Origin of the sequence: Paraburkholderia phenazinium (genome assembly GCF_900141745.1) — a bacterium.
GTDB lineage: Bacteria > Pseudomonadota > Gammaproteobacteria > Burkholderiales > Burkholderiaceae > Paraburkholderia > Paraburkholderia phenazinium_B.
On sequence record NZ_FSRM01000002.1, the window covers coordinates 1,648,605 to 1,663,399 of the forward strand.

Genomic DNA, 14,795 nt, shown 5'->3' on the forward strand with positions numbered 1-14,795 from the left:
CCAGGGCAAGCAGGTGAGGGAAGTCGACACATCCACTGACGGCATGATGCGTTTATCGCGTGACCAGGTCACAGTCGTCTTTGACTGTGTTTAGGTAGCGCGCGGCGGCCCTTGACGTCAGTGCCACACACTTCCCGTTGCTCGCGGTCTATCGCCACGTGAAAGGTCTGGCCCTTGTCATCGAGGTTACCTCTTCCGGCCAGGTCTGATTCAAGGGGCGCAGCCGTTATATTTCATTGACTCGCGCAGGCCGTACACGCAGCCAGAAGTCGTATCCATCAAAATGAGCTCATCGTAGGAAGGGGTACTTCAGCATCCGAATCCCGGGAAGCTGTTCGAGCCCATGTCGTTTCGCGGTTGGCTAGGATCACTCGCCATCTCGAACTGATGAACTGGGTCTCGCGTGCAACCTGGTCTCACTAGATTCAGCGCAATATGAACGGGTTTGTCGTCTTGACGCCGCTGTTGATCCAGACACTCTTGGTTTGTAGGTATTCCCTGATCGCGTCGATACCGTTCTCACGGCCCAGACCGGACTCTTTGTATCCCCCAAATGGCGACATGTAGCTGACAGCGCGATAAGTGTTCACCCACACGATGCCAGCTTGAATCTTCTCTGACATGCGAATTGAGCGACCGATGTCTTTTGTCCATACCCCCGAACCCAAGCCGAAACGGACGTCGTTTGCGATCGAAACGGCCTCGTCCTCGTTCTTGAACTTGATAACAGAGAGAATCGGGCCAAAGACTTCTTCCTGTGCAATGCGCATACTGTTGCTGACATTTCCGAAAATGGTAGGCTCAACGAACCATCCATTCCCACATTCAGGCGCGGTGCCCGGCTTGCCGCCCAGCAGCAGTGTCGCACCATCCTGCTTTGCTATATCGATATAGGAGAGGACTTTCTTATACTGCGGTCGAGTGGTCACGGGGCCAACTTGTGTATCCGGGCTTGACGGATCCCCCATTCGCGCAGTGCGAGCGAGGGTCAGCAGCCTATCTACAAATTCGTCGTAAATGCTTTCCTGAACAAGAAGACGTGATCCAGCGATGCACGTCTGACCCGTTGCCGCGAAGATGCCGGACACCGCACCGTTCACAGCATCTTCGAGGTCCGCATCCTCGAATACGATATTCGGAGATTTACCGCCGAGTTCAAGGCTGACGTGCTTGAACTGACGTGCCGCTGCTTCGTTAACGGCTCTGCCGGTCGTCTCGGCACCGGTGAACGTGATTTTCTTGACCAGCGGATGTTCGACCAGGGGGGCTCCGACATCGGCGCCAAAGCCGGTGACGACGTTGATTACTCCCGGCGGAAAACCAGCTTCCTCGAACAGCTTCGCAAATTCAATCGTTGAGACGGATGTGAATTCCGATGGCTTGATGACAACAGTGCAGCCCGCAGCAAGTGCGGGAGCGATTTTCCAGGATGCCAAAAGGAGAGGCGAGTTCCATGGCGTGATGGCGGCAACCACGCCCAGAGGTTCATGACGAGTAAAGTTGAAAAAGCCCTTTTTATCGAGCGGAATAACGCTTCCCTGAATCTTGTCGGCGAGGCCGCCAAAGTAATAGTACCACTGCGGGATGTACTGGCATTGGGCATACATCTCGGCCATGAGTTTGCCGTTATCGCGTACCTCAAGTTCGGCGAGCCGCCTGGCGTCGCGTGCGATCAGGTCACCAACACGGTGTAGCAGCATGCCTCGTTGACTTGCAGACATTTGCGCCCATGGCCCTGAGACGAATGCGGCGTGAGCCGCATTCACGGCATGATCGACATCAGTGCGGCTTCCTCTGGCGACCTCTGCCCAGGCTTCACCTGTAAAGGGGTTTTCTGTTTCGAACCATTCGCCGTTCACCGAAGCGCGGGACTCACCATTGATGTACATTTGGTAACGTTGCATAACTTCTTCTCCGTATGAGATGGCCCCTTGCTCAGTGTGTCGTCGCGGGGACTTAGCGATAGTAAATTTGCACTTGGCGGTTATTTCTCGGCGTACGCAGAGGTCACTCCGGGAATCGAGGGGCGCGTTTCTCGATGAACGCCGTCACTGCCTCGCGGTGCTCCGGTGACTTGTGCGCCAGGGCCTGCATAGTCGCCGACATTTCGAGTATCGTATCCAGTCCACTATCTTGACTTTCGCGCATCAGCCGTTTGGTCATTCGCAGCGTTGCCCCGGGGTGGCGAACGATTCGGGCAGCAAGCTTTTGGGCCGCTTCCAGCAGGTCCTCCGATGAAACGACCTGAGAAACGAGGCCAATCCGTAGTGCCTCATCGGCGCTGAGCATGTCGCCAGTGAAAGCCATTTCGGCCGCGCGAGAACGACCGATAGTTCGGGTCAACAACCATGCACCGCCATCCCCCGGAACAATTCCGACCTTGATGAAGCTCTCGGCGAAAGTTGCTCTCTCCGAAGCGATGCGGATATCGCACATACAACTAAGGTCGCAGCCAGCACCAATGGCTGGGCCGTTCACTGCGGCAATGGTTGGGACATCCAGACCGTAGATGGCACGCGTGAGGCGCTGTATTCCGGTGCGATACTCGATTGCGATCTGCGCTTGAGTGAGCTCGTCATCGAAATATCGCCGCATGTCCTTGAGGTTACCCCCGGAACAGAACATACCGTTATATCCGGTAATGATGACTGCCCGTATGGACACGTCGCTGTTGATCCGATCGCATTCAGCAAGAAACTCCGGTATGGCCGTATTGCCCGTGAGCGCGTTGCGCGTGTCTGGCGCATTCATTGCCAAGGTAAGCACTGCACCGTCGCGTGTGACTTCAAGAAAGTTGGTCATGGTCATAACTCACTGGTTGAGTCGGCGTACGACGCACTGGGCGGAATTGCGTTTCGAACAAAATCGAGAGCAGAATCGTTGCCACCAAGCCAAGCCGCGCCGATCTCGGCATACCAGGCCGTTTCGGCTCCGAATGCGCGACGCCACGCGTGCAACCTGCGCGTGTATAGATTCAGGTCGTGTTCAGCCGTAATGCCGATTGCTCCATGGACGGCGTGGGCGATACTGGCAGCAGTAGCTGCGGCCTGACTCGCGTAAGCTTTAGCTATTGCGACGCCGCTGGCGATTGGTGTCGCACTCGACGGAGAACACGCCAATCGGGAAGCCATTCGTGCTGCAAAGGTCAGTTCTGCCAATACACTGACCTGTTGCTGGATTGCCTGAAACTTGCCTATGGGGCGACCGAACTGTGAGCGTTCGTTTGCATGGGAAATCGTCATTTCCAGCACTTTTTCCAGCGCGCCGGAGATCAACAGCGCGGTGACAGCGGCACCAGACATTCGCGTTCCGTTGCAGAAAAGAGGGATCGAGCGAGGCCGCTTTGACCACGTCGCCGACGCGTCGAGACTTCCCTCAATGCCGTCACTTTCGACATCGGCGGCTTCAAGTGACCACAACTGGCAAAGCCCGCTTTCCTCCACCATGATCCATTCACTGACGTGACCGAACGGTACATTGTCACAATGGAACACGTCTCCGGTGTGCCTGACAGCGCTTGCCGCAATCGTAACGGGACCCGCGAGCGTCTCGAGGTTTTTGCGGTCGAGCAACGCACGCACGAGCATGGTGTACGCCAAAGGCACGGGAAGGGCATATCGGCCGCATGCAGCAATCAGTGGTGATGCATCGAGCAGCGATAGTCCGGCGCCGCCGGCGCTCTCGGGCACTAGCAGGTCTGCAAAGGCGCTCTCGGTCAGCGCTTCCCAGAGGCCGGAAAAGCTTTCTCCTGACTCGATTTGCCGGACGGTACTTGCCGGGCACTCGCCCGCGAGAAGGCGATCAAATGAGTCTGCAAAAATATCGTTCATGCGAGGTCTCCTTCCGGCAGATTTAGCGCAGACCCAAACCACGGGCAATCATTCCGCGCAAAATCTCGCGCGTACCGCCCCGGAGAGAGAACGAGGGCGCGACGTGTGTGATGTATGCGAGTGTCTGAAGCAACTCCGGGGATGGCGGCCCGTCGTGTCCGGTTCTGCTGTCTACTGCCGACACGAGGTCGGCGATCACAGCGGGCACTAGCTGTTCGAACTCCGTGCCGAGGTCTTTCGTCAACGCGGCCACGGTCGCCGGACTTTCACCTGCCTGAAGTTTCGCGACGATTGAAATGGACATTGCCCGAAGCGTGACAAGCGAACTCAGAAGTCGGCCTGCTGCGACGTATTCGAGACGATCGATTGCTCCACACCGCCGCAGATAGCTAGCCCACTCATTCAGCAGCACGATGCTGGAATAGATCCGTTCAGGACCGCTGCGCTCAAAGGCCAGTTCGGCGGTCACCTGTCGCCACCCATCCCCTTCTGTTCCAATGAGGGCGTCTCCGCCAAGATGCACATCGTCGAAAAACACTTCACAGAAGTGGCTGTCGCCTGTTAGATCCCTGATTGGCCGCACGACCACCCCTGGAAGCGAAAGATCGACAATGAGCTGCGAAAGACCTTTCTGGCGGTCCTCCGGCGATCCCGAGGTCCGCACTAGTGCGATCATGTAATGTGATCGATGCGCCTGCGTTGTCCAGATTTTTTGCCCAGATAGAATCCAGCCGTCACTCGTGCGGCGTGCCTGGGTACGGACACTCGCCAAATCGGATCCAACATTGGGCTCGCTCATGCCGATGCAAAAGAACGCTTCGCCTCGGCTAATGCGGGGCAGATAAAATTGCTTCTGGGCTTCAGTTCCGTACGACAAGATGAGCGGGCCGCTTTGACGGTCGGCAATCCAGTGGGCACCGACCGGTGCCCCCGCGTTAAGTAGTTCTTCTACAAGAACAAAGCGAGAAAATGCACCCAGTTCTGCGCTTCCGTAGCTGCGCGGCAACGTTAAACCGAGCCAGCCACGGCGGCCCAAGGCTCGACTAAATTCTGCGGAGAAGCCCATCCAAGAGCGGGCACGTTGGTTCGCCGGAACATTCATGAGGTGCTCGGCCAGGAAGGCGCGAACCTCGCTGCGTAAGGCTTCCGCTTCGTCCGGGAGACAGACATAGTCAAGTGATTCGATCATGGTTTCACCGTCGGGTTTGGATAGTCCTCAGATAACGTTTTCGGAGGTGAGACGGGCCAGCACTTCAGGGGTGAGATTGAGGACCGTTGAAAGCACGTCGTTGGTGTGCTCGCCCAGGAGGGGCGGGGGCAACCGATATTCCACGGGCGTGTCCGACAGCCGCACCGGGCTGGCAAGGAGGGGGAGAGGCCCCGCCTGGGTATGCTCCATTTCGATTTTGAGGTTGCGGTGGATGACCTGAGGATCGCGGAATACGCGATCAAGCGTGTTGACGGGTCCACTTGGCACACCAGTCGATTCGAGTTGGGCGAGCCAGGTGTCTGTCGTACGTTGAACGGTAATGTCGCGCAGGGTCTGGACTAGCTCGTTGCGATTCGCGACGCGAGCGGCGTTAGACGCGAAGCGACTGTCGGACAGCAGTTCCGGCCGTTCAAGCACCGCACAGAGCTTTGCAAACTGGGTGTCGTTACCGATAGCCAGGATCATGTTCCCATCGGCAGTCGGAAAGTCCTGGTAGGGAACTACGTTCGGGTGAGCGTTGCCGAGGCGTCCTGGAATGACACCGCCATGAAGGTAGTTCATAGCCTGATTAGCGAGGCAGGCCACCTGGACATCGAGCAGACTCATGTCGATGTGCTGACCGCGACCCGTGCCGCTCCGGGCGGCAAGTGCACCCAAGATTGCGATGGCTGCATATAGCCCGGTCATAACATCCGTCAAAGCCACGCCGACCTTCATCGGGCCACCACCCGGCTCGCTATCGCCATGACCGGTGATGCTCATCAGGCCACCCATGGCCTGGATCAGAAAGTCATAGCCTGGCCGAGGCGCGTAGGGGCCAGTTTGTCCAAAGCCAGTAATCGAGCAATAGATGAGACGTGGATTAATAGCGCTTAGGGACGCGTAGTCGAGACCGTACTGCTTGAGGCCACCTACCTTGAAGTTCTCGATAACAATGTCCGATTTCGCTGCTAGTTGCCTCACAAGCTCCTGACCTTCGGGGCGGGTGAAGTCGATAGTGACGGACTTCTTGTTGCGATTCGTGCACATGAAATAGGCCGACTCTCGGGTCAGTTCGCCGTTTGCGTCCTTCACGTAAGGCGGCCCCCAAGTGCGCGTGTCATCACCAGTATTGGGACGCTCAACTTTGATGACTTCTGCACCCATGTCTCCAAGCGTCTGAGCCGCCCATGGACCCGCCAACACGCGCGACAGGTCTAATACTCTGATCTCAGACAATGCACTGGCCATTTTGTCTCCTCCGTCCTTCATACTCAGTATTGAAATTTTCTGCTTTGGCTGCGAGCTACCTGTTGCGTGGCTTCGGACATCATGGTGGCGCTCCCTTCCTGTCGGCAGACCGTCACGTCAACATGCGTGTCAGACGACAGTGTCTAGCCACTGTCAGCAGGTGTAGTTGAGACCCATACGGCCGCCATCTGCGAAGATGATTTGTCCGGTGATATAGGATGACTCATCACTCGCGAGGAACACGGCGATCGAGGCCATTTCCTCCGGTTGGCCGAGCCTACCCATCGGTGTGCGTGACATGATCTTCGCCATGGCTTCTTCGGACGACAACACGGTCGATCGCACGAGCTCAGTTTCGATGGTGCCAGGACCGATTGCATTCACGCGGATGCCATGAGGAGCTAGCGTGACCGCCATGTTTCTCGTCAGCTGGTTGATGCCGCCCTTCGAGACGTTGTAGACCAGGATGCTGGGAATCGTCATGACGGAATTGACCGAGGACATGTTGATGATCACCCCCGTGCTCTTATTGGCCAGAAGGTGGCGTGCCACTTCCTGACTCGCCACAAATGCCGATTTCAGATTGACGTTGAGCGTCCGGTCATATTCCTCTTCGGTGATGTCAAGCAGATCCTGCGGCGTTGCCACGCCTGCACTGTTAAGCAGAACATCGATGGTGCCCATCGTGTCAATAGCCGACTTCACCAGTTCCCGGACCTGTTTCGAATCACCCGCATCTGACACGAAGAAGCTTGCCTTATAGCCGGCCTCCTGAAGTTTTTCAGCGAGCGCAAAGCCGGCCTGGGCGTTGATATCGGAGAAACAGACTTCTGCTCCAGCAGCGGCAAATCGTTCTACACACGCCTTGGCAATGCCCTTCGCACCCGCAACCACGAGTGCCTTTCTACCTTCGAGGGATTTCATCTTCGTGCTCCCGATTCGGTGAATTTTCCTGTCGCGGGCCGCGACGACTCGACTGGAGGTTCTCGGAGTCGTTGTCGCGAAAGTTTCTGGCAGAGAATATTTCGCAATGAATTTGTTCTCATGCGAGACTAATGGTCTGAATGGAGAACAGTCTATTTCACCCAATCAGGGATGTCAACGCGCAAGAAATGTGCGGCGTCGACGCGGGAAACGCGGGCACCCGATGTATGGTGGGGAGGAGTGCGAGACAAAGGACCACGACGAGACCGTGGGGCAGGGTCATTACCAGGGCGGGTAAACCGCAGGCGCGGGAGTCTGATAGCGGAAAAAGCGGTAGCGGGGTAGCTGTTGACGCACCGCTAGGGCATATCCAAAGCCAGCGTGTCCTGAAGGAAGCGGATACGTAAGGAATGTCCAAGGAATATAAACACTCGGTTTTGAAGGATTCAAGCTGGCGTCTGCCGTCGTTGCCCACCGACGGTGTCCGGAAGTCGCGCAACCCGCGATGGATGCGCGTACCCGTCGCTAACCAAGCGTAGATCGCGGTTTCCGACACCTCTTGCCGCGATGTGGCTCTAGCGATGCAGTGCCTTTGCCCTAGGCGGCGATTGGTGTGGTTGACACCCGACGGCGATGTCTTTCGGTGGGAGCGGTTTGGATGCGTTCAGGATTGGGGATTTCATATCATGAAATTTATCGGCATCTTGAATTATTACTTCGCACTCCTCTATAAATGCCACGCGCATATAGGTTGCCGAAAGTCGTTTTAGACGGGACTCTGGCGCCAGTCCGACAACCCCACCGCGGCCCCTAACAAAAGCCAGACCAGGACTGTCCGGATCTCCGGGCATTGGTGCCTTGTTTTGTCAGTCGAATCGGCCCGCCGGGGTAGCGTGCCAGCCACAACGCTGTCACGAGCGGCGCATCTATGTGCGCTCGAGTCGTATTCTAGGGGTATCCCCCTGACGCTGTATCTACCGCGAGGCCATATCGTCACAACGTTAGGGTTTGCGCTGACCTTTACAGAATTTAGTTGTTTTCAGAAAAATTCCCCGCCTATAATTGAATTGTGGTCCGATATGAAACTTATGGTCCGAATACGGAACATCATCGTCGGTACTCACGAGGTAGGCCGCATCGTTCCGAGCTTGAGCTTGAGCCCGCGCTTTCCATTGACCATCAGGCTATTCGAGGGATTCGCAAAATGTCCGAGTTCTCGCAATTCCGCAGGCGACTTTTGGTCGTTGGCGTCGCGTTATCAGCGCACTCCGATACGTAAGTTTCCTGCCCCGAGTTGAAAATTGGCAGTTGAAGGAGACGAAGGTGAATGTAGCAGCGAGATCATTGCGTTTGCAGGTCGAGAAATGGCTTGTGCCGACTCTTTCGACACCGGTTCGGGTGACCCGATTCAGTCGCACGCGCTCGAATCAGAGGTGCTATGTGCGTGTCGAAATACTCCGACCTGCAGGCTCGGTTGGACTCTTTTTTTTCAGGCACGACGACGGCGCATGGTGTGTGTTCCCGCCTGAGACCGGACGCGTGGCGATGCGCTCGGCGCCATGAGCTATCCGGTAGCGGTGACTGTACGACATGCATTCGCGTGGTGGTTCTCGAAGCCAGTATTGACGTGAGTACATGCGCTTCAATCGCGAGCTTTTGAGAGTCAGCCAACCTATTAAGGGCATTACATGAGCACGAAAGACAGAAAATCTCGCGTGAGATTGTCATCTGATATAGGCGGTACTTTTACAGACATCGTAGTGGAGCGTGATGGCGAGCGACTCACAAGCAAGGTGCTGACGACGCCTGGCGAGCCGGAGCGAGCAGTGATCGACGGCACACTTTCCTTGCTCGCGGAGCATGAAATCTCCCCGTCTGACGTCGATCTTTTCATTCACGGAACGACACTCGCGACCAATGCGATTATCGAGCGCAAGGGTGCATTGACCGCTGTTATCGGCACGGAAGGTTTCAGGGACACCCTGGACATCGCCGACGAAGGACGCTTTGATCAATACGACATTTTCATCGACAAACCCGCGGCGCTGATTCCGCGGTCGCGTCGATTCACAGTGATTGAGCGTGTCAACGCGCGCGGCGACGTCGTATTGCCACTTGACGACAAGTCGGTTCACGCATTGGCTCCCGAGCTCAGGCGTATGGGGATCAAGAGCGTCGCGGTTGCGTTGCTGCATTCGTATGCCAACCCGCAGCACGAACAGCGCGTTCGGGAAATCCTTGCAGAACAGTGTCCCGACATTGCCGTCACTCTCTCGTACGAAGTTTGTCCCGAAGTGCGCGAATACGAACGGACCTCGACAGCAGTTGCAAACGCCTATGTGCAGCCGCTGATGGCGGGGTATCTGCAGCGGCTCGGAAAGGAGCTCGTAACACGTGGTTTCGATTGCCCGGTGTACCTGATGACGTCGGGTGGTGGCCTGACGACCCTTGAGACTGCCGCACGTTTCCCGATCCGCCTGGTGGAGAGCGGTCCGGCGGGCGGTGCCATCCTTGCGTCGTACGTTGCGGCCCAATGTGACGAGCACAAGGTCGTCTCGTTCGACATGGGTGGTACCACGGCGAAGATCTGTCTCATCGAAGATCAGAAACCTCAATCGTCCCGCACCTTCGAAGTCGACCGCGCAGCGCGATTCCTGCGTGGTAGTGGACTGCCGTTGCGCATTCCCGTGATCGAAATGATAGAGATCGGTGCAGGGGGGGGGTCCATTGCCCATGTCGACACATTGAAGCGCATTGCGGTCGGGCCCGAGAGCGCAGGCTCCGAGCCGGGGCCCGCCTGTTATGGTCGCGGTGGAGAAGAGCCAACGGTCACGGATTCGAATCTTTGCATCGGTCGAATCGATCCCGATCGTTTTGCTGGCGGCAAGATGAAGCTCTATCCGGACCGCTCGGCAGCCGCCCTGACACGAGCGATCGGGCAGAAGCTCGACCTTTCCGTGCACCACTCGGCCTACGGTGTCCTTGAAATGGTCGATGAAAACATGGCCAATGCTGCACGAGTGCACTCTGTGGAACGCGGCAAAGACATCGCGACACATACGATGATTGCCTTCGGCGGTGCGGCACCCCTGCACGCGGCTCGTCTTGCCGAGAAGCTGGGAATGAGAAGGGTGATCATCCCGGCAAACGCCGGTGTGGGATCTGCGGTCGGGTTTCTCCGGGCGCCGATTGCTTTCGAGGTCGTACGAAGCCGCTACATGACGTTGTCGACATTCGATGCGGGTCAGGCCAATCGACTCATCGACCAGATGCGTCAGGAGGCCAGTGCAGTTGTGCGCGCCGGTGCGGGCGACAGCGAACTTGTGGAAGTATGCGAAGCATTCATGCGCTACAAGGGCCAAGGACACGAGATCGTGGTGCGTGTGCCGGCGCGCGAGTTGACGGCAGGCGATGCGGAGTCGCTTAGAGATGCTTTCGAAAAGGAATATATCGCATTGTTCTCGCGTGCAATTCCACACGCAATTGTCGAAATACTGACTTGGACGTTTTCGGTTAGCACGATAGCGGAAAAGCCCGATATCACGCGAAGGGGACCGGTGACGGCGACAGAGGCAACACCGGTCGGTGAACGAACCCTGTTCGACCCGGACTCGGACAAATCGATCACCGTTCCGGTCTATGCGCGAGAACAGATGGAAGTCGGCAACACGCTTACTGGGCCGGCCATTATCGCTGAATATGAGACGACGACGTTCGTGCCAGCGACCTTTAGCGCGTCCGTCAACGATCGACTCTGCATTGTGCTCGAGAAGAGCGTCTCCCAGGGAGAGTCAAGATGAAATCGGAAGTCAGGCAAGGTGGACTGTACGAGATCCGCCGTCAGATCATGTGGAACAGACTGCTGGCGGTCGTCGAAGAGCAGGCGCAGACGCTGCTGCGAACTGCGTTCAGTACGATTGTGCGCGAGTCAGGAGACCTCTCGGCAGGCGTATTTGATCTTCAAGGACGCATGCTGGCGCAGGCTGTGACGGGTACCCCTGGCCACGTCAACTCAATGGCCGAATCGGTTGGCCACTTCCTCAAGGCGTTCCCCGCAGATAGCATGAAGGCAGGGGACGTATATTGTACGAACGATCCATGGAAGGGAACGGGCCACCTGAATGATCTCGTGGTGGTGACGCCAGCCTTCCACGACGGCACCTTAGTCGCATTGTTCGCGTCGACAAGCCATCTGATGGACATTGGGGGAATCGGGACGGTTCCAGACGGGACAGATGTCTTCATGGAAGGGCTTGCAGTGCCATTCATGAAGCTTTTTGACGCGGGTGTGCTCAACGAGACGTTGATGGCTATTTTCAAAGCCAACACACGTACACCGGTCGACACGGAGGGAGATATCTATTCCCTTGTGAATTGCAATGCAATCGGTGCGCGGCGGCTTTCGGACATGATGCGGGAGTTCAACCTGGACAGCCTTGACGAACTCGGCCGACATATTCTCGAAAGCTCGCGTGCCGCGGTGCTGGCCGCAGTCAAGGAGCTGCCGAAGGGGTCATGGACAAGCTCCATGACGATCGACGGGTACAGCGAGCCTGTTACGTTGACTGCGAGGACGACGATCACGGAATCGGGAATTGCTGTTGACTTTGCCGGCTCCTCGCCAGCATCGGGAAAGGGCATCAACTGCCCGATGTCCTATACCAAAGCTTATGCAATTTTTGGACTGTCTTGCGCGGTTGCGCCGCATATACCTAACAACGCGGGCTCACTATCCTTGTTTGACGTAGTTGCGCCAGAAGGTTCTATTGTTAATGCGCTGAAACCTTCACCCGTAGCGTCACGGCACATTGTTGGCCAGATGCTTCCTGATGTCGTGTTCGGCTGTTTGCACCAGGCGATTCCCGACCGCGTTCCCGCTGAAGGAACATCGTGCATTTACCTTATGACTTTCCGTGGACGCGACGGCGGTAGCAACGGCGCTTTCGCCAGTAGCATTGTGACAAACGGTGGCGTCGGCGCGCGTCCGGGTAAAGACGGGCTAAGTGCGACTGCGTACCCAAGCGGCGTTAAAGGCACGCCGATCGAGATTGTGGAAACCACGACGCCGTTGATGTTCTGGAAGAAAGAGCTGCGACCCGGTTCCGGGGGGGCAGGTCAATGGCGCGGCGGTAACGGCCTCGATATCGAAATCGAGAATATTTCTTCCAGCCCTATAGAACTTCTGGCTGCTTTTGACCGGATAGAACATCCTCCTCGTGGCCGTAACGAAGGTCAGGACGGTGCAAGCGGATACCTTGGCATGCGTGACTCTGACAGGGTGATGGCAGGAAAGGGAACGCAGGTCATCCAGCCCGGCGAGGTTATTCAATTACGCACGCCGGGTGGCGGGGGCATTGGAAACCCGAAGTTGCGGGACAAAACCGCAGAACGGCTCGACGTTGAAAACGATCTCGTGATCCGGTAGTGGCCTTGGTAGACGAGTCGGCGACTCGCTGTCTCTTGCGCAATAGGGGACGGCTGATCGCAATCGCCCACGTAATCCGGAATCACCACTTAGTTAGCAATAGGAGGAAGCGAAAGTGGCTCAGAAAGTCGTAATCATTGGCGGCGGAGTGATTGGCAGTGCAGTGGCCTATTTTCTATTGGCGAATGAACCCGGCCTCTCCGTCACGGTCCTGGAGCGCGATCCGAGCTATGCTCGCTCGTCTTCTGCGCTTTCTGGATCCGGGATTCGCCAGCAGTTTTCGACTGCGGTGGCTGTTCAGATGTCGGGCTTCGGGCTCGAATTTCTTCGGTCCATGCCAGAACTTCTTGATGTGAACGGATCGAAACCGACGGCCAGTCTGCATGAAGGCGGATATCTGTTTCTTGCGGGTCGGCAGGGGGCCGATGTCCTGCGAGAGAACTGCGCAATGCAGAATAGTCTTGGAGCCAACATTGCGTTTCTGGATTGCAAGGGCCTGGTTGAGCGGTTTCCGTGGCTGAACGTGGACGATCTGGAAGCGGGTTCGTACGGGGTCTCAGGTGAAGGCTGGTTCGATAGCTACGGTGTGCTTCAAGCACTAAGGAAAAAGGCCCAGGCGCTAGGTGCCCGCTACTTTCCATTGGAAGTTGTCGCTGTGCGTAGGCAAGCTCGCCGGGCCACCGGAGTCGCGACGTCCTCCGGCGAGGAGTTTGAATGTGACACGTTGGTTAATGCAGCCGGGCCGTGGGCTAGAAACATCGCAGCGATGCTCGATATTGATCTCCCTGTGCACGCGCGCCGTCGGAGCATTTTCAACGTTTCATCCCCTGCTGTCCTAGAACGCGCTCCTCTCCTGATTGACCCTACTGGCGTCTGGTTTCGACCCGAAGGCAACGGTTACCTTTGCGGTATCGCACCCAAGCCAGAGAATGACCATGATGATTTGCCCCTGCACGAAGTAGATCACGCACTTTTCGACGAGATCGTGTGGCCCAAACTCGCAGAACGGGTTCCCCAGTTTGAGGCGCTCAGAGTCGAGAGTTGCTGGTCTGGCTATTACGAGTACAACGTATTTGATCAAAACGCCATCATCGGATACCACCCCGATGTCGAGAATTGCGTTTTTGCAAATGGTTTCAGTGGTCATGGTTTGCAACATGGACCTGCAACGGGACGTGCTGTGAGCGAGCTGATCAGAAATGGTCGCTATACAACGTTGGATGTTTCTTCTCTCGGTTGGTCCAGGGTGTTGGAAAACCAACCGATTGTCGAGAAAAACGTCGTGTGACAAGCATCCGGATATAAGGGGAAGACACGCGCTGACGGCGCGAAACGCCGTCAGCGCGTGTCTGGACGCGTACTTGCGGAGAGCGACGCTGCGATTCAGTCGTGTGCGGCGATGAGAGGACATACATGAAAGTATTGGTGCCGGTGAAGAGAGTGGTCGATTACAACGTGAAAGTCCGGGTGAAATCGGATGGCACGGGCGTCGACATTGCGAATGTAAAGATGTCGATGAATCCGTTCGACGAGATCGCCGTGGAAGAGGCGGTGCGTCTGCGGGAAGCGGGCGTGGCGACCGAAGTGATCGCTGTGTCGGCGGGCGTGACGCAGGCGCAGGAAACGTTGCGCACGGCGCTCGCGATCGGCGCGGACCGCGCGATCCTGATCGAGTCGTCGGAAGAACTGCAGCCGCTGGCTGTCGCCAAGCTGCTCAAGGCGCTGGTCGACAAGGAACAGCCATCGCTGATCATTCTCGGCAAGCAGGCCATCGACGACGATTCGAACCAGACTGGTCAGATGCTGGCTGCCTTGGCGGGGTTGCCGCAGGCGACATTTGCATCGAAGGTTGTCGTGGCGGATGGCAAGGCAACCGTATCGCGCGAAGTGGACGGCGGTGCGGAAACGCTGGCGCTGACGCTGCCGGCTGTGGTCACCACGGATCTGCGCCTGAACGAGCCGCGTTACGTCACGCTGCCGAACATCATGAAGGCGAAGAAGAAGCCGCTGGAGACGCTCAAGCCGGAAGACCTCGGTGTTGACGTGACCCCGCGCCTGAAGACGCTGAAGGTTGTCGAGCCGCCGAAGCGCTCCGCTGGCGTGAAGGTCGCCGATGTGAAGACGCTGGTCGAGAAGCTCAAGACCGAAGCCAAGGTGCTGTGAGGAGACGGACGAA

The 14,795-nt window shown here is 57.0% G+C and carries 10 protein-coding genes; 4 read left to right on the forward strand and 6 right to left on the reverse strand.

Annotated elements, in window-relative coordinates; genetic code table 11:
- Positions 1–425: 425 nt before the first annotated feature.
- From BUS06_RS27295 to BUS06_RS27320, 6 genes are all read right to left on the reverse strand, one after another.
- Positions 426–1,904 carry an aldehyde dehydrogenase gene (locus tag BUS06_RS27295; RefSeq protein ID WP_074267504.1) on the reverse strand — a complete coding sequence of 493 codons (1,479 nt, stop codon included), beginning with the start codon at positions 1,902–1,904 and terminating at the stop codon, positions 426–428.
- Between the two features lie 103 nt (positions 1,905–2,007).
- The gene (locus tag BUS06_RS27300) at positions 2,008–2,802 is read right to left on the reverse strand and encodes a crotonase/enoyl-CoA hydratase family protein (RefSeq protein ID WP_074267505.1); all 795 of its coding nucleotides are present in this window, start codon (positions 2,800–2,802) and stop codon (positions 2,008–2,010) included.
- A 2-nt stretch (positions 2,803–2,804) separates the two neighbouring features.
- The gene (locus BUS06_RS27305) at positions 2,805–3,830 is read right to left on the reverse strand and encodes an acyl-CoA dehydrogenase family protein (RefSeq protein WP_074267506.1); all 1,026 of its coding nucleotides are present in this window, start codon (positions 3,828–3,830) and stop codon (positions 2,805–2,807) included.
- 22 nt (positions 3,831–3,852) lie between these two features.
- On the reverse strand, positions 3,853–5,019 hold the full coding sequence (locus BUS06_RS27310) for an acyl-CoA dehydrogenase family protein (protein WP_074267507.1): 1,167 nt from the start codon (positions 5,017–5,019) through the stop codon (positions 3,853–3,855).
- A gap of 27 nt (positions 5,020–5,046) precedes the next feature.
- Positions 5,047–6,291 (reverse strand): CaiB/BaiF CoA transferase family protein, encoded by a 1,245-nt coding sequence (locus tag BUS06_RS27315; protein ID WP_074267508.1) that lies wholly within the window; start codon positions 6,289–6,291, stop codon positions 5,047–5,049.
- A 132-nt stretch (positions 6,292–6,423) separates the two neighbouring features.
- Complete coding sequence (locus tag BUS06_RS27320; RefSeq protein ID WP_074267509.1) at positions 6,424–7,194, reverse strand: SDR family NAD(P)-dependent oxidoreductase; 771 nt, start codon at positions 7,192–7,194, stop codon at positions 6,424–6,426.
- Positions 7,195–8,909: 1,715 nt separating this feature from the next.
- Here BUS06_RS27320 and BUS06_RS27335 point away from each other — a divergent pair.
- The 4 genes from BUS06_RS27335 (at position 8,910) to BUS06_RS27350 (ending at position 14,782) form a co-directional block, all read left to right on the forward strand.
- Positions 8,910–10,994, forward strand: coding sequence for a hydantoinase/oxoprolinase family protein (locus BUS06_RS27335; RefSeq protein ID WP_254368979.1), 2,085 nt, complete (start codon positions 8,910–8,912; stop codon positions 10,992–10,994).
- Positions 10,991–12,619 carry a hydantoinase B/oxoprolinase family protein gene (locus BUS06_RS27340; protein ID WP_074267513.1) on the forward strand — a complete coding sequence of 543 codons (1,629 nt, stop codon included), beginning with the start codon at positions 10,991–10,993 and terminating at the stop codon, positions 12,617–12,619. The genes BUS06_RS27335 and BUS06_RS27340 overlap by 4 nt, the downstream gene beginning before the upstream one ends.
- Positions 12,620–12,734: 115 nt before the next feature.
- Positions 12,735–13,907 (forward strand): NAD(P)/FAD-dependent oxidoreductase, encoded by a 1,173-nt coding sequence (locus tag BUS06_RS27345; protein ID WP_074267514.1) that lies wholly within the window; start codon positions 12,735–12,737, stop codon positions 13,905–13,907.
- Between the two features lie 125 nt (positions 13,908–14,032).
- Entirely contained in the window at positions 14,033–14,782 is a 750-nt protein-coding gene (locus tag BUS06_RS27350; RefSeq protein ID WP_074267515.1) for an electron transfer flavoprotein subunit beta/FixA family protein, read from the forward strand.
- The last annotated feature ends 13 nt before the right edge of the window (positions 14,783–14,795 follow it).